Source organism: Clostridia bacterium (assembly GCA_035628995.1).
Lineage (GTDB): Bacteria > Bacillota > Clostridia > Lutisporales > Lutisporaceae > BRH-c25.
In genome coordinates this window covers 129,685-154,759 of record DASPIR010000030.1, presented here as the reverse complement: position 1 = coordinate 154,759, position 25,075 = coordinate 129,685, and the positions used below count along the sequence as shown (strand labels likewise).

18 protein-coding genes and 1 pseudogene are annotated in these 25,075 nt (G+C 35.4%); 4 read left to right on the top strand and 15 right to left on the bottom strand.

Annotation, left to right across the window (positions count from 1 at the left end; translation table 11 throughout):
• Nucleotides 1-308 precede the first annotated feature (308 nt).
• Genes VEB00_14090 through VEB00_14080 form a run of 3 tightly spaced genes read left to right on the top strand, consistent with a single transcriptional unit; the run spans nucleotide 309 to nucleotide 3,521 of the window.
• Entirely contained in the window at nucleotides 309-1,619 is a 1,311-nt protein-coding gene (locus VEB00_14090) for an HlyD family efflux transporter periplasmic adaptor subunit (protein HYF84147.1), read from the top strand.
• Nucleotides 1,603-2,313, top strand: coding sequence for an ABC transporter ATP-binding protein (locus VEB00_14085; GenBank protein ID HYF84146.1), 711 nt, complete (start codon nucleotides 1,603-1,605; stop codon nucleotides 2,311-2,313). Before VEB00_14090 ends, VEB00_14085 begins: the two co-directional genes overlap by 17 nt.
• Nucleotides 2,310-3,521, top strand: a complete 1,212-nt coding sequence (locus VEB00_14080; protein HYF84145.1) for an ABC transporter permease — start codon at nucleotides 2,310-2,312, stop codon at nucleotides 3,519-3,521. Before VEB00_14085 ends, VEB00_14080 begins: the two co-directional genes overlap by 4 nt.
• An 81-nt stretch (nucleotides 3,522-3,602) precedes the next feature.
• On the opposite strand, the gene VEB00_14075 is transcribed toward VEB00_14080, so the two are convergent.
• Nucleotides 3,603-7,013: a hypothetical protein gene (locus tag VEB00_14075; protein ID HYF84144.1), complete on the bottom strand. Its 3,411-nt coding sequence runs from the start codon at nucleotides 7,011-7,013 to the stop codon at nucleotides 3,603-3,605.
• Nucleotides 7,014-7,440: 427 nt separating this feature from the next.
• Here VEB00_14075 and VEB00_14070 point away from each other — a divergent pair, with 427 nt between their 5' ends.
• A complete protein-coding gene (locus tag VEB00_14070) occupies nucleotides 7,441-8,601 on the top strand; it encodes a TolC family protein (GenBank protein ID HYF84143.1) in 1,161 nt (386 codons plus the stop codon).
• Nucleotides 8,602-8,661: 60 nt separating this feature from the next.
• Here the strand turns inward: VEB00_14070 and VEB00_14065 are convergent, their stop codons facing one another.
• The 14 genes and pseudogenes from VEB00_14065 to rfbB all read right to left on the bottom strand — a co-directional run bounded on the left by VEB00_14065 (nucleotide 8,662) and on the right by rfbB (nucleotide 25,021).
• Nucleotides 8,662-10,065, bottom strand: coding sequence for an undecaprenyl-phosphate glucose phosphotransferase (locus tag VEB00_14065; protein ID HYF84142.1), 1,404 nt, complete (start codon nucleotides 10,063-10,065; stop codon nucleotides 8,662-8,664).
• Nucleotides 10,062-10,940 carry a glycosyltransferase family 2 protein gene (locus VEB00_14060; GenBank protein ID HYF84141.1) on the bottom strand — a complete coding sequence of 293 codons (879 nt, stop codon included), beginning with the start codon at nucleotides 10,938-10,940 and terminating at the stop codon, nucleotides 10,062-10,064. Before VEB00_14060 ends, VEB00_14065 begins: the two co-directional genes overlap by 4 nt.
• 1 nt (nucleotide 10,941) lies before the next feature.
• On the bottom strand, nucleotides 10,942-11,961 hold the full coding sequence (locus tag VEB00_14055; GenBank protein HYF84140.1) for a glycosyltransferase family 2 protein: 1,020 nt from the start codon (nucleotides 11,959-11,961) through the stop codon (nucleotides 10,942-10,944).
• Nucleotides 11,962-12,054: 93 nt separating this feature from the next.
• On the bottom strand, nucleotides 12,055-12,606 hold the full coding sequence (gene rfbC, locus VEB00_14050; protein HYF84139.1) for a dTDP-4-dehydrorhamnose 3,5-epimerase: 552 nt from the start codon (nucleotides 12,604-12,606) through the stop codon (nucleotides 12,055-12,057).
• 29 nt (nucleotides 12,607-12,635) lie between these two features.
• Entirely contained in the window at nucleotides 12,636-13,832 is a 1,197-nt protein-coding gene (locus tag VEB00_14045) for an iron-containing alcohol dehydrogenase (protein HYF84138.1), read from the bottom strand.
• 5 nt (nucleotides 13,833-13,837) lie between these two features.
• Nucleotides 13,838-15,103 (bottom strand): aspartate aminotransferase family protein, encoded by a 1,266-nt coding sequence (locus VEB00_14040; GenBank protein HYF84137.1) that lies wholly within the window; start codon nucleotides 15,101-15,103, stop codon nucleotides 13,838-13,840.
• Nucleotides 15,093-16,067 (bottom strand): ATP-grasp domain-containing protein, encoded by a 975-nt coding sequence (locus VEB00_14035; GenBank protein HYF84136.1) that lies wholly within the window; start codon nucleotides 16,065-16,067, stop codon nucleotides 15,093-15,095. The genes VEB00_14040 and VEB00_14035 overlap by 11 nt, the downstream gene beginning before the upstream one ends.
• 151 nt (nucleotides 16,068-16,218) lie before the next feature.
• Nucleotides 16,219-17,337, bottom strand: a complete 1,119-nt coding sequence (locus VEB00_14030) for a DegT/DnrJ/EryC1/StrS family aminotransferase (protein ID HYF84135.1) — start codon at nucleotides 17,335-17,337, stop codon at nucleotides 16,219-16,221.
• An 80-nt stretch (nucleotides 17,338-17,417) separates the two neighbouring features.
• Nucleotides 17,418-20,315, bottom strand: a complete 2,898-nt coding sequence (locus tag VEB00_14025) for a glycosyltransferase (protein HYF84134.1) — start codon at nucleotides 20,313-20,315, stop codon at nucleotides 17,418-17,420.
• Between the two features lie 6 nt (nucleotides 20,316-20,321).
• Entirely contained in the window at nucleotides 20,322-21,422 is a 1,101-nt protein-coding gene (locus VEB00_14020; GenBank protein HYF84133.1) for a glycosyltransferase, read from the bottom strand.
• Nucleotides 21,423-21,424: 2 nt separating this feature from the next.
• Complete coding sequence (locus VEB00_14015; GenBank protein HYF84132.1) at nucleotides 21,425-22,186, bottom strand: ABC transporter ATP-binding protein; 762 nt, start codon at nucleotides 22,184-22,186, stop codon at nucleotides 21,425-21,427.
• 22 nt (nucleotides 22,187-22,208) lie between these two features.
• The gene (locus tag VEB00_14010) at nucleotides 22,209-22,991 is read right to left on the bottom strand and encodes an ABC transporter permease (GenBank protein HYF84131.1); all 783 of its coding nucleotides are present in this window, start codon (nucleotides 22,989-22,991) and stop codon (nucleotides 22,209-22,211) included.
• Between the two features lie 61 nt (nucleotides 22,992-23,052).
• Nucleotides 23,053-23,851, bottom strand: a pseudogene (locus tag VEB00_14005) (3-hydroxyacyl-CoA dehydrogenase NAD-binding domain-containing protein).
• 114 nt (nucleotides 23,852-23,965) lie between these two features.
• Nucleotides 23,966-25,021 carry a dTDP-glucose 4,6-dehydratase gene (gene rfbB / locus VEB00_14000; GenBank protein ID HYF84130.1) on the bottom strand — a complete coding sequence of 352 codons (1,056 nt, stop codon included), beginning with the start codon at nucleotides 25,019-25,021 and terminating at the stop codon, nucleotides 23,966-23,968.
• Between the last annotated feature and the right edge of the window lie 54 nt (nucleotides 25,022-25,075).

The following is a 25,075-nucleotide window of genomic DNA, read 5'->3' as shown; positions in this document are numbered from 1 at the left end:
CACTACCCAACAGGAATACTTTTGTGCGTTCAATATGGCATTCCATACTACTATTGTATAATACTATCCAAAAACTTGCAATTCAGATTTACATAATGTGCCTTGTGTGCCATACTCATAAGCTATATAATGATATAGTATGTTCGAGCCGCTCGTATTTTTTTTATTTTATCTTATAGAAATTTTATAAAACTTTTTTGCTTTTTATACGTATAGAATATGTGTAGAGAGAAAAGGAAACATTTACGCGAAATTTGAATTAAGAATTTAAAATGTTTTTCGCGAAATGCATAGAAGGGAGAATAAAAATGAAGGACAGAAAAAAATTGATTATCATAGCATCTATTGTGCTTATAGTAGTAGTTTTAGGTGCTGTAAGGATAATAACTTCAGGCAAAGACAAGGTGAAAGAGGTAGATATTGGTAAGATAGAAACGAAAAATCTTTCTCAGACAATCTCAGTAACAGGCAACATCGAAGCTGCAGGCAAAGAGGAAATTTCACTGCCGACTCAACAAAAAGTCCTTGAGATATATGTGCAAGAGGGTGCGGATGTTAAAGCCGGTGACGCAGTACTTAGAGTAGACTCCACAGACAGTGAATATCAGTTGAAGAAGTATGAATTGGCATTGGAGCTTTCAAATCTTGACCTTCAGAGGCTTTTGACCAGCGGCAGCAAAAACAACAAAAAAACTCTTGAGAATGCAGTAAGAACAGCTGAGATAGAGCTTGCCAGCGCAGAAACCAACTACAATCAAGCAAAGAGAAAATATGACCAGGATAGTGTGCTCTACGAAAGCGGAGCAGTCTCTAAAGAAGACTTTGAAACATCACTTAAAACAATGAATGAATTCAAAAATAAAATGGAACTATCTACGATGCAGCTTGATAATGCCAAGACCTCTTTAAAAGACTTCGGTACTAGCAATAGCGATCAGATTAAAGAGAAAAGAAGCCAAGTAGAAGATTCAAAGGCTGATATAGCAAATATTAAGGATAAAATCGAAAAAAGCACTATTAAATCCAGTATAAACGGCAAGGTAGTGCAGCTAGATGTGCAAAACAACCAGTACCCTACTATGGAAAACAGTACCGTAAAGATATATGACCTTTCACAATATAAAGTAAAGATCCAGGTAAGCCAGTATGATGCAGTAAGCGTAGTTGAGGGTCAAAAGGCCGTTATCAAAGTAAAAGGCATAGATAAAGAGTATACAGGTACGGTAACAGACATAGGAGATGCAGCAGTCATAACTTTGGAAGGGACTAACAAGGAACCGAAGGTTGAACTTGAAGTGACACTCGACAATCCAGATGAAAAAGTTAAAGTCGGCTATGAAGCTGATATAGACATTACACTTAAGGAGAGCCTGGACGCTGTAGCAGTCAGCTTTGAATCCGTTCTCGAGGATAAGGATGGCAAAAAATATATCTTTACAGTTGAAAAGAACAAAGCAGTGCAAAGGTTTGTAAAGACAGGCCTTGAGACAGATTTCGACGTACAAATATTAGAGGGTATAAAAGTAGGTGACCAGTATATAAAGAACCCACCTACGACACTTAAGGACGGAGACCCGGTTAAGCAGTCAGGGGGTAAAAATAGTGATAATAAGAGTTGAGAACCTTAAGAAGATTTATGATACAGGTGTAATACAGGTTGAAGCTTTAAAGGAGATAAACCTTGAAATAGAAAAAAACGAGTATGTGGCTGTAATGGGTGCCTCCGGCTCCGGCAAGTCAACACTAATGAACATCCTTGGATGTCTCGATAGGCTGACAGACGGCAAATATATACTGGATGATGTGGATGTCTCCACTCTTAATGGCAACGAGCTTGCAGCAATAAGAAATAAAAAGATAGGCTTTGTATTTCAGGCCTTTAACCTGCTTCCAAGGCTAACAGCATTAGGAAACGTAGAGCTTCCAATGGTTTATGCAGGTATGCCGAGTGCTGAAAGAGTAAAGAAAGCAAAAGCTGCCCTCGAGAGAGTAGGCTTAGGTGATAGAATGCATCACAGGCCTAATGAGCTTTCCGGCGGTCAGAAGCAAAGAGTTGCCATTGCAAGATCTCTTGTAAACGACCCGGCAATAATACTGGCTGACGAACCTACAGGAAACCTGGACACGAAGTCCAGCGAAGAAATAATGGGTATATTTGAAGGACTGAACAACGAGGGTGTTACTATAGTAATGGTAACTCACGAGCAGGATATAGCACAGCATACCAAGAGAGCTGTGGTATTCAGGGATGGCAGCATCATATCCGACAAACAGGTAGAGAACAGAATAATCAGAGGAGGGATAACAGCATGAACCTAATGGAAAGCTTCATCTCAGCCCTCCAAAGCGTTAGATCGAATAAAATGCGTTCCTTCCTTACTATGCTTGGTATAATAATAGGTATTTCATCAGTTATAACCATAGTGTCAATAGGCCAGGGCGGCAAACAGGCCATAGTAGGTGAATTTGACGATATGGGCACCAATGTAATTAATATTAATGTCAAATCAACAAATAATGATATCGAGGATAGAGATTACCTCACACTTAAGGATGCTGAGCTTATAAAAGCGAAAATCCCTGAAGTCACCTCTGTAGTACCTGCTGCAGGCGACATGGGGAATATAAAGACAGAAAAGGATACGAAATTTGCTGAAATCGATGGTGTAACCCAGGACTTTGATAAGTTAATGCCTGTAGATATGCTGGCAGGCAGGTTCCTGAATGAACGCGATGTCGAAACTGCAAGAAACGTTATAGTCATTGATGAAATTACAGCTACAAAACTCTTTAAGAATCCAGAGAAAGCAATAGGAGAAAAGGTCAAGGTAACTGTCAGAGATAATAATACCAACTTGACGGTAATAGGTGTAACTGAAAGTGCCAGCGGCGGTATGGCAGCAATGTTCGGAGACAACTATCCCGGCACAGGCTATACGCCGATTACCATAAGCGAAAGAGTTCTTCCGGATTCAAAAATTACATTTTTCTCAGTTATGCTGACCAGCATGGATAACTCAAAAGAAATAGCCACTAAGATAGTGCGTTTGCTTGAACAATCCCACAGAAACGAAGGGAAATATGCTGCCGAAGAAGGCTTCAAGCAGCTGGATATGTTAAACAATGTACTTAATATATTTACAATGGTAATAGGGGCAATTGCAGGTATCTCGCTTATAGTAGGCGGCATAGGAGTTATGAATATTATGTTGGTATCTGTAACGGAAAGAACCAGAGAAATAGGTATCAGAAAGGCGCTGGGCGCCAAGAACAAGGACATTATGCTCCAGTTCCTCACTGAGTCCCTTATACTCTGCCTTATCGGCGGGACAATAGGAATGACGCTGGGCATACTCTTGGGCTTCGTTGTTGGCAAAGCAATAAATATACCTCTTGGTGTATCACCCGGAGTAATACTATTGGCTTTCGGCTTCTCCTCAGCAGTAGGTATATTCTTCGGACTGTATCCTGCGAACAAAGCTGCAAAGCTTGATCCGATAGAAGCTTTAAGATACGAATAAGATTCTTCACTATGTTCAGAATGACAATGCCTGCCGAGTTCGGCAGGCATTGTCATTCTGAGTGCAGCGAAGAATCTTATCTTAGTTGGTCTCCACTTCAACCTCTTCAGTAGTCAGTTCCTGATTGTTGAAGTCCTTTATTTTGTCTCTACCGTCTTCTGTTATTTCGATAGTCAATGTCTCTTCACTATCCAATTCATTTCGAAGCTCTATTCTAATGGTTTTGTCATCGTATTCGACAACATCTGAAGAGCTTCCATAGTAGCCTGCACCAGTAAACTTAAAGTCATCGACATCCAGGCTTGTGATATTAAGCTCGCGGTTTGTGATTAATATGATCTGCTTGTTGTCATTGCTTACATAGCTTGCTATGATTTCAAGCTCCTCAGGCTCATTGTCAACTCCGTCAAATTCTACTTTTCTATCATCAGTATCAAGTGACATGTTCTGCAAATCGCTTACTGAACTGCTGATACTAAGCTCATACTCATCGTCACTATCAAAGCCTGCGTACTTTGTATTCAGATATACAGTTACAGTCTTTCCATCTTCTCCAAGAATCGCTTTGGATACGTTGAAGCTGGTAGAACTGCTTCCCGATACCTTTTTTACTGAGAATGAACTATTTGTTATGCTCTTTATTGGCTCGTTAAATATGAACTGTATTGTATGTGTGTCGAGCACTTCTACATCATCATCCACAAATGGCGGCTCATTCTCCTCATCGTTTCCATCAAATTCAATATAGCTGCTGGTAGAGGAACTTGAGTTGTTTATTGAAACAAGCCCTGCTGCATCCTTTATACCTGTCTTCACATAAAGCTTGTATTCAACATTGTCCTTCAACTCTGTACTACTGCTAAGATAAAGGGTTACTGTATCTGTTATAGTATCATCGTCTTCTACTGAGAGCCCGCTGATAGTAATACTGTTCTTTATCTCAAACTGTGCTTTGCTTAGGCCCTTTACCGGTTCACTGAAGATAACCTCTACTGCGGTACTGTTAATTGCCTCAACCTCCAGCACTTCAGGTGCCTCATTAGGATTGCTGGTACCGGCAAACATAGTTATATTTGCATCGTCTTCACTATTGAGTCTGTCTATGTCCTTTACTTCAACCTCATATATGTTGCCCGCCTTAAACAGTTCAGGGTTTGATGAGCTGCTTGTCTTAAACTGCACTCTTACATTCTTTTCTTCCCCTACAAAATACTTATAGTAGGTTAAGCTTGAGGGGAGAGTGTGATTGTATTCTTCAGGCACATCAACCTCAACCTTCATTTCAGCCAGCTCTTCTGCTGATATATCATCACTGAACATCAAATCAATAGTGTTTACATCTACTGTAACAACTGCTTCCAGGTTAAGTTCGCCGTTTGAGTTATCTTCGTCGCTCAAATTGATACCTGCAAATTTCTTAGTGGATATCTTTTCTTCAGTACTGATTTTTCTCCCGAATATATCCTTTACATCCTTTATTTCAATAGTATAGACCTTTCCACTAGTCTGATTGGCTGTCAACAGTGTAACTGTACGTCCATCCGCTTCATCCAAAGTGGCCTTTGCAGCGTATCCAAGCGCAGCATCCAGATAATAGTTGAATACATTCTCGGCAGTCACTTTATCCACTCTATTGTTGTAGTTAATTGTTAAGCTGTTACCATTACTTTTTACTGTATAGCTCAGCTCCCTATTATTAGCAGGCATACCTCCGAAGTTTTTGGTATATGTATCGATTTCGTTACCCCACAAGTCAGTTACCCCTGTAATAGTTAGTGTATAAAGTTCCTTAAGGGTTTGGTTTGAAGTAATAAGCGTTACCGATTTGCCTGTCCCATCAATCACTGCATCTTTTATGTCCAGATCCTTGTTTATGGAATAGTTGTCTATATCTTCTACAGATTCCTTACTCATAGCCTTATTAAAGGTAACCATAACCTCATTGTTTGAAATTGCTAATACCGTGGCTGTGGGCTTAGAAGTATCGCCGACAAAGTTGTATTCCTTCCTGTTCATTGCATTGCCCCATGCATCGGTTATATTCTGTACTATCAGCTTATTCACTCCCGATTTTTGAACGGTTGTAGTAAGTGTTACCTGTTTTCTGCTGTCGTCCAGTTTTGCGCTGATAATAGAAATATCATTATTAATATCATAATTATCCATATCTTCCGCAGTCTGGCCGTCCAGCCTTTCATTGAAGGATATAAGTATTGTTGCACTGTTCTCTGATTTTACAGAGGTTATTAATGGTCCCTGCGTATCACTTTTGGCTCCGTCAAACAGCGCACTATAATCAGTCATCTTGTTCCCAGATACATCAGTAACATTCTTTATAGTCAGTCTATAAAACCTCGACATATCTGTTGTCCTTAACAGCACTGATTTATTAGACTCTCCTAATTCTGCGCTTAGTACTACTACATTTTCCTCTATTTCATAGTTTGAAAGGTTCTCCGCTGTGTTCTTGTCCACTTCTTCATTGAAAGTAACCAGTATCTCATTTCTTCCAAGCAATTCATGCTTTGCAGTAGGTTTTGTAATATCCTTAGGCATTGCTACGAATTTATTCTTATATCCCTTAATCACCATACTATTTGTAGGTATTAAGGTGTTGATAGTGATTTCATAAGCATTGAAGGGTTTAGCCTCAGTAGTAGTAACCACAGCAGTCTTACCCTCAGACGCTACGGACAAGACCGATAATCTAGCACTGCCCCCCAGCTGCGATACCTCTATATCACCCTTCTGCAGCAGTATTTCTTTATCAAACTCCAGCTCTATCCTGCTGTTTGACACAACACTAAAACGTGTAACCTTGGCTTCCTTTGTTTCAAGGGTAAACCCTGCAGCAACGGCCTTATCTGACGCAATAATATTCTTCTCCACCATGACGCTTATAAGCTTCTTGGAAGAGTCTGCCGGCTTGGTATTGAGTGCGCTGTATATGCCCTTTGCGATGTCATTTACTGTAAAAGACTTTATCTTGGCTATAGTATCCGCATTGCTTACAAGACCTATTTCCTCAGCAAATTCCAGAGTCTCGGGATATGTAAAATCCAATCCCTGCTTATACCCTAGAGTCTCTAGCATAACTTTATAAAAAGCTTGTCCACTTATCTTATCTGCAGGAGCAAAGCTTCCATCGGGATACCCACCCCAGCCTAGCTCAGGCTTGTTCTTGGCGTAAGCGAGATAATTCTTTGCCCAGCCTGCCAATGCAGCATCCTTAAAGTTCGCACTGCTCTCATACGCGCCAGCCTCATTGTATAGCCCCTTGAGCCTAAGTGAAATTATATACGCCTGTATCCTTGTGGGTGCAGTGGATAAATATTGGGATGTAACTCCCTCATCCGCTCCTATGAGGATCCCCAACTCCTTACAGGCCTGAGCTTCCTTGCCGATACTGTCTGCCTGCACAGATAACCCCGGCATTGAAGCTATCATAATAATTGCTGCCATTAGTACAGCTAACATCTTTTGCTTTTTCATAACTTACCTCCTCATAACCTTATAATCATACTATTACAGTCAACATACATATTAGAAGCAAAAACTTCCTTATTTGTTCCAGCTTTACCATAATAATTTGAAGATTCTTCTTAACCCCCTTTAAATTCCTATATTAAATATTTTATACCAGTATAAGTAAACATGCAAACATGAAATGGGGTTGAATAATTGCGTCAAATAAGCCAATTCCAACATTTCTCTTGAAAATACAGTTATTGCCCTCGTTTGATTATTGTTCGCTTAGTGCTATAATAGAGATACACCTGTGCAGTAGCTGCAAAATAACACCAAATATATAATTCATGTCATTCTGAGCGGAGTGAAGAATCTTATAACCTAAATGAAACATTTCAAGGCATCGACACGTATATATTGTAGATGCATATTAGAAACGGAGGAACTAAGAATGAAAAAACTGTGCAAGGCATTAGCACTAACATTATGTACAGTAATGCTTTTATCTACCCTTACTGTTGTGGGGGATCCGGGTGGGAAAACAGTATTGACTCTTGAAGAAGCAAAGAGAATAGCGCTGGATAATGATGTCCAGTTCAAGCTTCAGCAAAGCTACATACAGCAAAAATCAGATGATTATGAAGAAGTATATGATGATAATTCAAAATCTGATAATACCTCCTATAAATCAGTTTCTGATAGAGCCGCTGCAGAAGTTGGCAGAAAGATGGCAATTGAGAATGCAGCCTTTGCAGTAAGACAGGAAGTATTTACGAGAAATGATCTCAAGAGATTGTCTGATTACAATGTAACTACGTCTTATTATGGTGTCATGAAAGCAAACTACACTCTTGATGATAAAAAAAGAGCTATAGACACTGCAAAGAAAAATTTAGATGTAGCAAAAATTAAGTTTGAGCAAGGTCTTATTACAAAGAACGGACTTTCGCAAATTGAAAACGCATACACAGCTTCACAAACAGAATATAACAAAGCATTTTCTGAACTTCAAAATTCAATGTCAACACTAAGCAGGAATATTGGAAAAACCCTGGATGTATTTAATACTGAAATAGATATGACAATTAATACACCGGATGTCAAATCTCTAGACCTTAACAAAATTAAAGAAGATTATATTAAAAATAGTGAAGGTCTTTATCTACTCAAAGAATCTCTCGAAATAGCAGAATACAAGCAGGACTTGACCCAGGAAAAGTATGATTACTACTATAAAAGAAATCCTAGTAAAACCAGACTGATTATAAAAGATCTGAATGATCTTCTCGAAAAGGCAAACAGAGATTATGATAAAGCCAAATACAAGTTCGATGAAGCAGAAAAAGAACTTGACGTAACATTGAATTCTCTCTACACAGGTATAAACACGACGCTAGAGGCAATAGAATCTCTTCAGAAAAATGTAGATGACACAAAAACAACAGTTGAGCAGGATAAAATAAGATTAGAACTAGGACTGATATCTAAAATTGCTTTTGATAATAGCGAATCCGATTTAAGGGATTTAGAGAATAAGCTTAACACAACAATGATTTCTCTTAATGATCAATATCTCGCTTTGACGCAGTATAGCTACCTACAAGAAAAATAGAATCTTAAGCAACTTAAAGGAGTGCACAATGCACTCCTTTTATTGTTCTCTAAATCTATTCTAATAAGCATTCCTATTAATGAACCCTTTGAAAAATGTCAGTAGTATGATTCTTATATCCAACCATATAGTCCAATTTTCTATATAGTATATATCATGCTCTATACGCGCTTTAATGGAGGTATCCCCCCTGAAGCCGTTAACCTGTGCCCAGCCTGATATACCTGGCCTTACATGATGCTTGATCATATACTTCGGTATCTCTTCTTTAAACTTGTCTACAAAGAATGGTCTCTCAGGTCTTGGGCCAATGATACTCATATCGCCCTTCAGGACATTAAACAATTGCGGAAGCTCGTCAATACTTGTCCTTCTTATGAATTCCCCAAGCTTGGTCTTTCTCGGATCACTTTTCGTAGTCCACTGCGATACCTCTTCCTCTTCGACTTGCACCCTCATGCTCCTGAACTTGTATATCTCAAATTCACGCCTGTGCATACCCACCCTGGTTTGCTGAAATATCACGGGACCTGGGGAAGTCAGCTTTATTAAGAGTGCAGTTATTACCAATATGGGAGATACTATTATTATCGCTATTAATGCAATTATAATATCCATAGACCTTTTTATAAGCTTGTTGAAGGCATCATCCAAGGGCACATACCTGATATTAATGATCGGTAAATCATCCAGTTGATCAATATAAGGCCGGGCAGGTAGATATTTATAATAGTCTGGTATTATCTGAGCCTTCACACCAAGTTTTTCGCAGGCTTTTATTATTTCATGAAGTCGTTCATATTGCTTTAAGGGTATAGCTATAATAACTTCATCCAGGTCATTTTCTTTCACTATCTTATCAAGCTCATCTATTTTCCCGATTACATTAGCTCCTAGTATTTTGTACCCTTCCTTTTTATCATCATCCAGGAATCCAATTATATTATATCCAAGATGTTTATTCTGCTCTAACTTATGGGCAAAACTGAGACCTAGATCTCCTGCACCAATTATCACTATATGCTTGATATTATAGCCGCTTTCACGCAATTTTCTTAAAGAACCCCTAAGAAGTGCCCTTTCAGCGGTGCTTAACACTACGCTCAAAAGTCCAAAAAGCAGCAATACATATCTTGAATAATGCACCTGCTTTACTATGAACAAAATATTAGTAAGTATCAATATCCCGATAATATTGGCCTTAAATATCGAAAATACTTCCTGCGATAATTTCTTTACCCTGTGAGGAGCGTAGAGACCTACGGAATTATATATGAAAATAAATAGCGGTATGACCACGACCAGAGGAACCATATAAGTCATGAAATCCAGGTGGCCTTCGGAAGTATTAAAAATACCAGAGTTAAATCTGATTTCCCAAGCCAGAATCAATGCTAAAGCAACAACTGCACAGTCAATCAATACAATAACCGTATTCAGAAACTTCTGCCGACTCTTTATCATATGGAATTCCTCCTATGACCCTTTAATTGGTTCATTACCAAACTTAATATAAGTTTCATACCTATTCCAAAATAGATTATACCCGTTACGATAAAAGAATATTGGGACTCATAATGTTTTTTATAGAATAAGTACATCGCTCTATAGAACTCATATATTGTTCTGGGATTTCTCTTCCCGCCGCTTGCACCCTTGTAATGGACTATTTCCGCTTCATGATTATAAACAACCTTCCAGCCTGCTTGTTTGATTCTGTAGCACCAGTCAATATCCTCTCCATACATAAAGTATTCTTCATCAAGAATGCCAACTTGCTCAATCACTTCCCGCCTAATCAACATAAAAGCACCTACGATGCTGTCTACCTCATAGGTTTCATTCTCATCCAGATATGTGAGATTGTATTGAGCAAACCTCTTATTATCAGGATACAGCTTTGATAGTCCAGTCATCCTGTAGAAAGACACCTCAGGGGTAGGAAAGCTCCTTCTGCACGCAAGGTCAAGCTTCCCGTCAGGCATTACCACCTTGCACCCCAGAGCCCCGATACTTTGATTATTATTCATATATGCCAAACATTTTTCTAAGCAGTCTTCAACCAGAATAGTATCCGGGTTCAGGAGTAAAATATATTTACCTTTAGATTGTTTTATTGCAATATTATTGGCCTTAGCGAATCCAAGATTCTCGCTGCTCTCAATTAAAATGACGTCCCCAAACTCTTCTTTAACCATAGCCGTACTCCCATCCGAGGACCCATTATCGACTACTATTACTTCCAAATCATCATTTTGGTACGTCATATATATAGACTCTATAGCGTTTTTGAGTAATTCCCTAGTATTGTAGCTAACAATAATTATTGATAATCGCATATCAACCTCTTTGCCTGCCAATGGCTTGACTGGCTTTATCATAGAAATATTTAATGGTATTTACCATCAACTCTATCTCTATTTTAACATAATTCACTAAATTTCTACTGCTATATTTTACTTTTTCTATATTTTTCAGATTCTTAAAGGCTTCACTAATTCCTTGATCATACTCTTTACTAAAGCCCTTCCTTGAGAAGAAAATATATTTAACTACAAACCCGGCAAACAGAAAAGGGCTGTTAATTAACAGCTGCAGCCAAGGCATGTTTTTATAAGCAACATATATATTATTCCTGGCAGCCAGCTTTATCTTGAAGCTATTGTACTTGCTGCCGCTTGTAGCACTGCCTATATGATAAACAATTGCATCACTGCAATAAACATTCTTATATCCGTGAATTTTAGCTCTATAGCTTATGTCAACATCCTCCATATAGGCAAAGAAGTTCTCATCGAAATAGCCTATTTCATCAAATACGCTTCTTCTGTATATGGCCGCTCCAGCGCAGCTGCTGAATATTCCACTGTTTATATTATATTCTTCTTTAGGTCGTCCATCTCCGCGTTTATACGCCCAGCCTAATATATTATACTCATCTCCTGCATCGTCGATTTTGGTTCTATCCTGGTATTGTACCATTTTGCTGCTGCAAGAGAATATATTCGCATCACTAGAAATGCATCTCATCAGATTTGATAACCATTCTGGCTCTACTTCTGTGTCATTATTCAGTAAAACAACATAGTCACTGTCACAAGCTCTTATCCCTTCATTTACTGCTCTGCTAAAACCATAGTTCTGTTCTAAAGCTATAAATCTAACGTCAGGATAGTTTTTTATAATGAATTCATTGCTGCCATCCTGAGAGGCATTATCCACAATAATTAATTCGAAGTTCTTTAAAGACTGGTTCTCTAAGGAGTCTAAGCATCCCTTAATAAATTTCATGCCATTGTAATTGGGGATAACTATTGTTAGCTTACATAAATCATCTCTTCCAATATCTTTATTCAACATCTATGCTTGTCTCCCTATAAATTTCATTTTGTCTCCAAACTCTGACTATGTTATATTATTCGAGAAACCACTTTTAAATATTAAAGACAGGAATTAATCGCAAATCATTTCAAAACTAGGTAGGCCTTTGTCCTTTTGTGAAAGAATTGCATGCTCTCTATCAAGTAAAGGCCATTCGACGCCTATTGTTGGATCATTGTATATGAATCCACCTTCATCTAACGGGTTATAAAAGTCAGAGCATTTGTAAACTAATTCAGCTTCATCCGAGGTAACTAAAAAGCCGTGTGCAAATCCTTCCGGAATATAAATTTGCTTTTTATTATATTCCGAAAGATATATACCAATCCATTTTCCGTAAGTATTGCTGTTTTTTCTTATATCCACAGCAACATCGTATACTTCTCCTTTTATGACCCTTACCAACTTGCTTTGAGGATTATTTTTCTGGAAATGCATCCCCCTTAAAACACCCTTTCTAGAGTATGATTGGTTGTCCTGAACAAAATTCTTATTTAGTCCCAGGGCAGCAAAATCATTGTAATTAAAGGTCTCCATAAAATACCCTCTGTTATCTTCAAATAATATAGGCTCAATAACTATAAGCCCATTTAACTCGGTCTCTATAAAATCAAATTTCCCCATATACTAAATATCCACCCCTAGTCAATAAATTACTTAATATCTCCAACTGCTTTAGCTAAAATATCTATGCAAGAGTTATAATCAATTTTAACAATAGTTCCAAGCTCTCCACTTTGTGTAACTTTATTAGCTATACATTTAATATCTGGATAGTTACCTAATAACTCGTATAAATTTGTTGGTAAACCAACTTGGTTAAAAAATACCGTAAATTTATAGATTACCTTATGAATTACGCTTTCAGAAATAATCGTATCTTTTTCATCAAATATTCTTTGCCCAATTAATAGAATTTTATTTGCAATCTTTTCTTCTTTAGCTGCATACTCAAGCCAATAAGGAAATATGCAAGCCATCCCTGCTCCATGAGCCACATTATACATTCCGGATAAAACATGCTCTATTTTATGCGCTTCCCAGTCTGATGTTCTGCCACTTGATAACATATATGACAGTGAATATGTAGCAGCAAGCATTAAATTTGCTCTAGCATCATAATCATTTGGATTTTGCAGAACTAAGTCCGTATTAATCATTACATTTTTTAGTGCAGCTACTATAAGTTCATCTATTAAATCAGTATTTTCTTCCATCACAAATAGTTGTTCTAAGAGATGCGACATTATATCTGCACAATTACATGCCGTTTGCCAACTACTTAATGAAAAAGTAAAACAAGGGTCACAAATTGCAAATTTAGGTCTCGCGGAAAGATGTGATCTTCCTATCTTTTCTAGAGTATCTTCGTTTGATATGACAAATGCACCATTACCTTCAGAACCAGTACCAGAAACTGTTAATATTACACCGATTGGTAAAGCATCTACTGCAAATTTTTTAAGTCCCAACATATAAGGCCAAATTCCACTAGAATTCTCATTAACTGAAAGCAACGCAATCGCCTTAGCAGCATCTATTACTGAGCCTCCTCCGACTGCTAATATAAGCTGAACTTTGTTTTTTAAAGCTTTTTCAACCCCTTTATCTACAAAAGAACTCTTGGGGTTAGGAGTACATCCACCGTGCTCATAATAATTTATATTACAGCTTCCTAAACTACTTATTACTCTATCATATATTCCATTTTGCTTTATAGAATTCCCACCATATACGATGAGCAAGGAATCAATATCAAATGCTTTCAATGCACTTTCCAATTGATTAATTGAGTCTTTCCCAAAAATGATTTGCGTTGGAAAAGAGTATGAAAAGTTTTTATACGACAACTTCATCACTCCATTTCTCTTAATGCTTTTTCTAACCCGTTAATGAAATAATCAATCTCTTCATCAGTTATTAAGTAATTAGGCAATAATCTATACGTTTTAAATTGATTTGATGATTGCAACATAATTCCATAATCTAGTAATCTAGTAATTAAATCCTTAGATTTTTCTTTGTACTCTGACCAACCATCTTTATACACATCAAATCCGATCATCAATCCCAAACCACGAGGATTCTTAATCAATGTGCACTTTTCTGATAAATTAATCAATTTAGTGAGCAACTTTTGCCCATATTGAGTTACACGGTTCAACAAGTTATTCTCATTAATATAATCAATAACATATGATACTAATGCAGCGGCTAACGGGTCATTTTGATGTGAACTAAAATGGCTTATACTAATCTTCGTATTCATAAGTATTTCATCGTTAAATAATACCATCGAAACCGGGTATCCTAACCCCATTCCCTTTGAACCAACGATAATATCAGGTGTAAAATCAAAGCTCTGATAGCCAAACCATTTTCCAGTACGGCCAAATCCAGTCTGACTTTCATCAAATATAAATATTATATTATTCTTCTTGCAAATTTCATATACTTGCTTAAAATACTCCTTTGGTGGAAATATCATGCCACCTACAGATACTATAGGCTCTGCAATAAAGGCAGCTATTTCATTACTAAACTTTGATACTATCTGGCTAACCTCATTGACATAAGTCTCAATTATTTTCTCATAATCCCCACTTTTTTCATGCAAGTCTGGTGTTGTTACCGAATAAACATTTGAAATTCTTGGCAAGCTCCAAATACCACCATATGTAACACTTTGAGATCCTAAACTTAATCCATGATAAGCTCTATCAAAGCATATGACTCCATCTTTTTTTGTTATATGCTTTGCATATCTTAACGCACATTCTACTGCTTCTGAACCGGTTGAGAGAAATAATACTTTACCTTTAAGCCCATAACAAATATCAGACACTTTTTTTGCGGCAATAAGCACTTCAGGTGAAATTACTGCAGTACTCGTATGGTAAATCTTATCCATTTGAAGGTTAATTATTTTTTTTAACCCTTCGTTATTATGACCAAGTATTGAGCAAAATTGACCTGCATTCAAATCTAAAATCTTGTTACCATCAACATCATAAACGTATGAACCCTCTGATCTATCTATAATTCGAGGTAAAAAATCTGTTGCTGGAAATAAATAGTCTTTGTACTCTTTAAATAGCTCTATTGAGTTATTATTTATCATTTCTTTCCTCCCATGTAACACATTCCTCATACTTTTTTGATATTATCATTTTATGAGTACACGGTGCTGCAATGATTGGAAGATCTCTAAAACAATTTAAATGTTGAGTAATAACGTCATATCCTGCTATACAACTAAATTCTACACCACCCGAAAATCTTGGATTTACCTCTAAAAAATAATATCCATTACTGCTTTCAATGAATTCGATATTAACTGTTCCACGAATATTTAGTACATTAGCTATTTTCTTGCACAAGTCACTTAAAAATATATCATGAAAAATTTCTACAGTTAATCCTGCTCCAGAATTATTCCTTATGAGCTCCCTTCTGCACATACTTGATACCATTCCTGATGTTTCATTTCTAACTACATCAACAGTTATAATTTTTCCTTCTATATATGGTTGAATTATATATTGCTCCTTTTTACATTTTTCAACAATATATTGGAAATCAGTTTTATCATTAATTAACATACATCCTTGACTACTTCGACCGCTCCTTGGTTTTGCAAAAAATGGATAGCTAAACTCTTTCACATCAATCTCATCTAATAAAAATGTACTAATTGAATTAGGAATATCGTGTTCTGCTAAAAACTTAGGTAATTTATATTTATCTCTACATAACTGTATTGTTTCATAATCAGAGGTGCAGAGTATTGCGCCGTATGCTTCAACCCTTTTCTTATGTTTGCTGAGTATTTCTACTTCTGGGTCAGTTAATGGCATTATAAAGTCAATTTTATTCATATCACATATTTTGCAGATAAAATTTACATATTCCTCTATATTATTAGCATACGGTGACTGGTAGAATAAATCCACATTCTGAGCATCGATAATCCATTCTTTCGGGTATATATCACAGCCAATAACATAATTACCTTCCTTTTTTAAATTTTTTATTATAATATCCGCAGAAAAGGAACCTATTGCTGTTACTAATATATTTGACAATTCTATTCACTCCAATCTATTATATAATTTAAAATTGTTTAGTTATAACTTTAGTTTACTGGATTACTAGATTTCAGTATATCTATATGTGATAGACATTCATGTATTTTAAATTGATAAGTATATATTAAAAAGCTATCTTAAATCTAGACTATTTTCTTATCATGCTAATTATTTCGCATATACGGATAATCTCGTCCTCGCTTAAACTCCCGTAAATTGGTAATGTAAGTACATTCTGTGACACATGCTTGGCTATGGGAGTATCATTTGAATTGTAATCATTTTTATAACAATCAAAATCTGTAACTAATGGATAAAAATATTTCCGTGTAAATACATTATACTGTTTAAGTTTTTCGCAAACTTCATCCCTTGTTAATCCGAACTCATCAGGTTCAATTATTATGGGAAAATATGCATAGTTATGCTTGACACCGGGCTTATCATCCAAATATTTTATACCATGTATATCTTTAAGGTATCTCCTATATATGTTTACTGCTATTCTCCTTTTTTCTATTTCCTTGTCAACATATTTAAGGTTACATAATCCCATTGCTGCTGCAAATTCGTTCATTTTTGCATTCAAACCTACTGCCTCAACTGTCTCAGGACCGGTTATACCGAAATTCTTATAAAGATCGAACTGCCTTTCAAATTCCGGATTATTATAAACCAGTGCGCCGCCCTCGATTGTATTAAATACCTTTGTAGCGTGAAATGAAAACATTGAAATATCACCGTAGTTACTTACTGGCTTTCCATTATATTCAACCCCGAATACGTGTGCAGCATCATATATCAGCATCAAATTATGCTTTGCAGCGATTTCCTGCAGCCGCTCTACATTGCAAGGATTTCCATAAACGTGTACCGGTATAATAGCAGAGGTTTTGTCGCTAATAAGTGCTTCAATTTTATCTTCATCTATTGTGTAATCATCCTCTTTAATATCACAGAAAACCGGAGTTAATCCATTCATTGAAATTGCATGAGTTGTCGATGCAAATGTAAAAGGAGTGGTGATAATCTCTCCGTTAAGCTGTAATCCCTTTAATGCGACATCTAACGCCATATGACCATTAACAAACAATGTTATATTTGAGGCTTTCAAATATTGTTTAAGCTGGCTGCGCAGCTGCTCATGTATAGGTCCTTGATTTGTCAGCCAACTGCTTTCCCAAATTCGAGATATACTTTCCACAAATTCTTCCATAGGCGGTAAAAAGGCTTTTGTTACCTGTATGGGTTTTTCAAATGGTTTCATGCTTAAGCACCCCTTAAAAATTTTTATTATTCACTCACTTTACTTAAAACGCGAACAATAGATATTATGTTTATGATCTGCTATACTCTCTTTATTAATTTTTTAACTATTTTTTTAGCAAATCTATATATACTTTTTATAAACTCTGGACAATGTTCCAAGTACCAGAAATATAACTTTCTTGGTGCAATTTCATTTAATGGTCTTGCAAATGCAAATTTATTAAGCTTATTTAACTTTTTAAGTTTTTCTTTTTCATGATTTGAAAGCAAAAAAGGTTTGCTAATTTCATCTTTTAGCAGCTTAATCCTTGGTGCAATCTGGTATTCATAGCTAAATATGTGGAGCAACTTTTCCTGGCCGTTTTCGCCTATCTCTTTAATTAACTGTGGATTATTATAATAACAACTAATAATCTCACTTATTTCTTTTGCATCATGCGGCACAATAACAATTTCTTTATCAACTATTATCCTACCACCATTTAAATTCAGTGGATCCGTACAAAACAAGGCAGTTTTTCTTAATCCCGCCTCTGCACAACACCCAGTTGGAAACCCATCGAAAGCTCCTGCACTTATATTATTATCTATATTGGGTGAGAGAACAATATCTTTATCTGCAAAAAATGAATCGAATTCATCTAAATTAAGATTTCCATAAAACGATATTCTGTCTTTTATTTCTGATATATCTATAACATTTTCATCAAATCCGCCTGCAATATGAAAGTTAATATTTGGGTATTTATTATAAAGTATCTTTGCTGTATCAATAAATACGTCATATCCTTTATCTTCACCCTTTTTTGTGTACCTTTGTGCAAAAAAGCATATGTCAAGACTATCTTTTTCAAATCCATACCGGACTTTAGTATAGGCTTTGGCTTCATTGTAATCCACGAGTGGTATAACCCCACCAAAAATGAACTCGATTTTATCAGGTTTGCAGAAATTGTTATTTATTAGATAGTTGTATGTTACCTGCTGAGTTACAATAACTTTTTTAAAACAAGGTGAGTCCATTAGCCGCTTAAGCCTTTTATCAGACTCAGGACTATTTAAAGCAAATCCGCCGCCCGGGTAAAGTGTAAAAATAAATGGTATATAATAATTCTCCATAATAGGTAATGCATTATATGCATTTGTTGGAAAAACAAAATACATTAGTTTACAGCCAATTGGTCTCCAAGTATCATACATGCATACCCGCCCTGAAAACTCAGGAAACTTGCGCTTAAAATCAATCATTACCTCATTTGGGTTTTGCTTGAGAAAATGCACAATTGTCTCACCTGTACAATTTATTTTTGAACTCTCTATCTCTTTAAGATAACTTGTAAATTCCTGATAACGAAACCCACTTAAATCACTTGGAAAAATATCATCTATTATTATTAGATCAAGGTTTTCTGAAAATTCCCCATTAGCTTCTGCAATGCACCGATTACGCCAATTTGTGTATTCTCTGTCATATATAAAGTCCAAGTATCTATTATATTCATCTATGTTTTGTATTACCTCCCTTTTCTGTTGTATATCATTCAAGCCGCTCCATATACCTTTAGGATGTTTTCTATAAACACTCATTTCATCAGGTATATAACCAATATCCCCGAATGTAGAGCAAAATGTATTAAACATCCAATCCCCTATAAATAGATTGAATAATGAGTCTGGCAAAAGTTCAAATATGCGTCCATCATAAAATGCGCAGCTTTCATTGCCTATAATATATGAATCTAAAATATCTTCAGTGGTGTATATGCGTTTATCCAATGGTTTGTGAACGATCGACACCTCAGAAATCCCTGTTTCCTGCCATAATACAGTAGTCTTATTGAACGAAATGCAGCACTCAGGGTTATCCTGCAAAAAGTCTATATGTCTTTGAACTCTATAAGGATCTGTCCAATAATCGTCACCCTCACATAAAGAAACATAATCGCACCCTTTTGTCATCTGCGTAAGCAATTGAAATGATTTAACAACACCTTTATTGGGTTCATTTCTTATTATTTTAACAGTAAAATGTTTTACTTTATTGTGATTTTCCTCAAGATAATAACATATTTTTTCATATGTGCTATCTGTTGAGCAATCGTCTACTATGAATACATTTGCCTTAAATTTTCCTTTTTGGGAAAAGACTCCGTCAAGACATTCTTCAATGTAATCTTCATGGTTATAAGTTAAAATTCCAAGTGCTACTGTAGGAGTTTTAGTGTCATATGTTCCACCCTCAATTTCTATGTGCATGTCCAAGAGCTTTCTAAATAAAAACTCAAATTTCTTATTAATTACTCGAGCTTTATCAAGGTTAGTTAGTGTTCTTTCTGCTTTAAGCAATATACCAAATGTATCACATTCAAATACTGGGATCAGTTCCTTTTTATATTTTTGATATACAATATTGACACTTTCCCAATCTATATCATCAAATACTACAAACCCAAATTCATTAACCAATGGAATGTATTTTTCTGCGTCCAAACTAACATATTTTGTATCATGATTTCCATCAATATGAAGCATATCAATTACGATTCCTTTTGCTCTAAGAGATAGGTATGCGCTTTCCGATGTCTTTCTAATAATCTCGCAACTTGAAGATAAACCTAAAGCTTCTTTTTTCGCTAAAACATCATTATATAATATACCAAAATCAAGATTGTCGATGAATTCATCAATAGCAATCCGCATTTCTTCTTTTACATCGTATTCCCTTGCACAAGTATCAATGTAGGGATCTACTCCAATAGAAGAACCTTTATTTTGCTTAATAATATAAGCCAATGGCAGAAGACATTTACCTTTATAAACACCAATTTCTAAAAATGTTTTTAAAGAATTATATTTTATAAGGTATGCCATAAGAAAGGATTTAAAAAAAGGGCTTCCCCCTCCAAAATCAGTGTCAATCTGTGAATAAACATCATAAAAATCCCAGAAAAATGCCTTATCGTCTTTAGGTATCATATTAATCTATACATCCTTTCTTCGAATAATCTTATAAACCAAATTAGAAAGAAAACTGTTTCGCCTTAAAATAGATTTGGCATTTGCAACAAATCTTTCAAGTAACAACTCATTTTCATTTTTCAACTCACGAAAATCTTTGTGTGTGAAATTATAGGATTTCATTAAAGCCTCTGCAGTATTTTCATCTGATAGTAATCTGTATAATCTCCTAATACCAACTGAACTATATATACTTTTACGCTTTCCTTCAATATCAAAGTAGATAAAAGTTTTTTCACAATTAAGTTCTGCTTTTGAAAGATCACCCTTTTTCTTAAGATATTTAGAGAAACCTTCTAGAAAAACACCATCTGGCATATCATCAAAAAAATTTTCAAGTATCAGCTCAAGTTCAAGATCATGTCTTTGAATATTGTCAAACGTCACACTACTTGTATTTTTTGCACCAGATATAATGCGAAAGAAAGTGAGATCTATTTCTATAACATATATTGATGCCAATTTCAAAAGTTTAATCCACATATTAAAGTCAGGAAGCTGAACATAGCAAGGATTATATAATCCTGTCAATGTGTAAACCTCCCTCTTTATCATAATACTTGGATGGCATAAGCTATTTAAATTAAAGAAAAATCGCTCTAGCCATTCACCTCTATCTAAGTTTGAATTTTTAAACATGTTTTCCCATTGATTTTTATTGCGCTTTAAAGTTAGTCCGTTTTCATCTACTAAGCATACATTGGTAAAGCATGCGGCATATTCTGGATTCTGTTCCATAAAGTCATATTGCAATTTCAACTTATCTTTATGCCAGTAATCATCTGAATTTAGTAAAGCAATATATTTCCCTGTCGCTTTTGTAATTAGAAAATTAGTTGCTTCGGCTGCACCCATATTAATATCAAACCTATATGAAGTAATTCTTTCATCTTTAAAGCTTTTGATAACACTCCATGAATCATCACTTGATGCATCATCTGCAATTAGAAGTTCGTAATTGCTGAATGATTGATCAAGAACACTTTGTATAGCTGCTCTAATATAATTTTGATGGTTATACGACGGAATAATTACACTTACACAAGGCTTAATATCAATCTGCATGATTACAATGCCTTCTTTCCATAGGCCTTTTCAAGATAGCTCTCTACAACATCATTAGGCTTTCCATCCATAATAATATTGCCATGTCCAAGCCATATCACACGATTACATATTTGTTTTACTGTTTCAAAATCATGGGAAACCAAAACTAATATTTTCGAATTTGCTACCATTTCATTAACTCTGTTTTTAACTTTCACCATAAATGCAGCATCACCTGCGCCTATTGCCTCATCAAGCAAGAGTATATCACCGCTTACAGTAGTTGATATGGCAAAAGCAAGTCGCATCTGCATACCAGCAGAATAAGTCTTGATAGGATAATCAATAAATTCGCCTAAATCTGCAAATTCGATAATATCCTGCATTTTTGATTTAACTGTCCTAGGTGTATCCCCCAAAAGATACGAACGATACAATATGTTTTCACGACCCGTTCCGTGCAAATCAAAACCAAGGCTAAGCTCAAATAGGGACCTTATAGTGCCCATTGTCTTTAAAGTACCGCTAACAGGAGGATATATCCCTGCTATAGCCTTAAGCAAAGTACTTTTACCTGAGCCATTAGCACCAATAACCCCTAGACGATCTCCTTCTTCTATATGAAGGCTGATATTTTTCAAAGCCTGAACATCCTTAATAATAATGCTAGTTTGCTTACGTTTTACAATGCCAAATATTAATTCCTTCAAAGACTTTGCATTATAAGGAGCTGAAGGATAATAAAGACTGAGATCTTTCATATCAATAAAGCAATTACTCATCACTAGTACTCCAATCTTAAACTTATATATAAAATATTAATTCTTTTTCATTTCTCTTAATTAAAAATATGTCTATAACAAAAAATACAGCAACAGTACCTATGACAAACAAATAATCTGTACCTGTCGCGGGAGTACCGTCAATAAAAGGAGCCCTTACCAAATTCATAATTCTGGCTATAGGGTTATAGTAAACTAAATAACCTAAATTTGCATTAATGAAAACTTTTGTTTCAAAATACACCGGAGATATAAACCATAAAGCCTGGATAATAAGTCCTATCATTTGCTGAAAATCCCTAAATTTTGTATTTATTATACCTGATAATGTTGTAACTGACCAACTGAATAAAAACAATAGCAAAATTGTAATTGGCAATGTTAATATCATATAAGGAATATTTTGCGGTTTTACAACAGCACACCAAGCAAAAACGCCTATTCCAGAAATCAATGCATTAATTATAAGAACTAGGGTCTGCTTTAGAGAATATATCGCGAGGGGATGCGAAAACTGCTTAATATATGCTTCAGAATTTATGATGCCCCCTGCACCATATAAAAAAGAGCCACTTATAACATCCCATACAATAAAACCCGAATAAATAAACGGTATTAAATCAAGTATATTCGTCTTAAATATTGAACCAAGTACATAAACCAAAAGTAATGTTACCAGAAATGGATAAAGTAGACTCCACAACAAACCTAGAGTAGAGCGTCTGTATTTATTTCTAAGCTCTGCTTTAACCAAGCTCCACCAAAAATAACGAGCAGCATAAATTCTCTCAAAGTAATTTAGCATTATGTTCCTCCAATAAATCTATTAAAACTTAACAGCTTAAATCTCACAAGCAGCTGAAGAGTTAATAAGAATAAAACCCTTTATTTTCCTTTTTTCCAACACAACCTGCTCTTACCATCTTCCTCAATAATGGACATGGTCTATATTTGCTATCTCCTGTTTCTCTATATAGAATTTCCATTATTGCCAGTACAACATCATTTCCAATAAAATCAGATAATTCTAATGGGCCCATTGGATGATTTGCACCTAATTTCATAGATTCATCAATATCTTCTTTAGAAGCTGTGCCTTCGCTTAATACGCATATAGCTTCATTTATCATTGGTATTAATATTCTGTTTACTGCGAATCCCGCTGTGTCTTTAACTTTATCAAACGTTTCATTTGAAGTTGATAGACCTCTTACAACTTCAACTAATTTCATTATTGGCGCTGGATTAAAAAAGTGCATTCCTATCACTTTCTCCGGTCTTTTTGTAACAGCTGCTAATTCAGTTATAGATAATGAAGATGTATTAGTTGCTAAAATAGTATCACTATCGCATATACCATCTAGCTTCTTAAAAATATCTTTTTTAACATTAATATCTTCTATTACTGCTTCAATTATAATATCTGAGCCCATAATTACATCATAATCTAAATGAGTATTAATTAGCGAAGTATATTCATTTTTATCTAAATCCGATATCTTCTGCTTTTCAACTAATTTATCTAAATTACGATCTATTTTTTTTTCTAAAATTATTTATACTATCAGTATTTCTACCGATAACAGTTAATTCATAACCCTTAGATATAAATACTTGTGTAATGCCAACACTCATTTGTCCCGTATCAATAATGCCAATTCTCATATATGTACCTCCTGTATGCTGGTATTTTTGATTATTTTTACATCAAGTCTATTAGTTTACATTACGCTGTGCCTAATTTTCAAGGCAATTGCTTCAATCAATATTGGGTAAGCATTATTTGCTTTCATACATCTTTATATAATAATTCTGATACTCCCCTGTCGTAATGCTTTCCATCCAGGCTTTATTATCGAGATACCATTTTATTGTCTTTTCTATTCCCACTTCAAAACTAGTTTCTGGATACCATCCAAGTTCTTTTTTTATTTTAGCTGGGTCTATACCATACCTTCTATCGTGACCTTTTCTATCCTCAACATACTTTATCAGCTTTTCTGTCACTGTATTATCCACATTCTTGTTTATATAGTCAATGATAGCTTTCACAATGTATATATTCGTTCGTTCATTGTGGCCGCCAATATTATAGACCTCCCCTAATCTGCCGTTATTTATAACCATATCAATTGCCTTACAATGGTCATCTACATATAACCAATCCCTTATATTCATACCATCGCCATAGACAGGTAATGCTCTCTTGTTTAAACAGTTGTTAATTACCAGAGGTATCAGCTTTTCAGGAAACTGGTATGGTCCGTAATTGTTTGAACAGCGAGTGATGTTAACTGGCATTTTATAAGTATCATAGTATGCTTTTACCATAAGATCTGCAGATGTTTTACTCGATGAATACGGGCTGTGGGGATCCAGTGGGGTTTCCTCCGTAAAATATCCTGTTGATCCCAATGAGCCATATACCTCATCAGTGGACACTTGAAGGAACTTTTTGCCTTCCATAAACCCAGTTCCTGTTTCCCATGCATTTTTTGATGCATTTAATAATGTGACTGTACCAAGCACATTTGTTGTTACAAATACTTCTGGTTCTCTTATACTCCTGTCAACATGTGACTCTGCCGCAAAATTAATCACATAATCAATAGCATTTTCTTGAAATATCTTCGTTACTGCGTCTTTGTCACATATATCTGCGTGAATAAATGTATAAGCAGGATTACTTCCCGTATCCTTTAGATTTTCCAGATTGCCTGCATAAGTTAACTTATCTAGATTAATTATTCTAATATCTGAATACTTCTTTAACATATAATGAATAAAGTTCGATCCAATAAAGCCCGCTCCACCTGTTACCAAATATGTCTTCATGTTTATCCTCCAGAATTAATCAGTACTTAGTATTCAGTACTGTTACTCGAAATC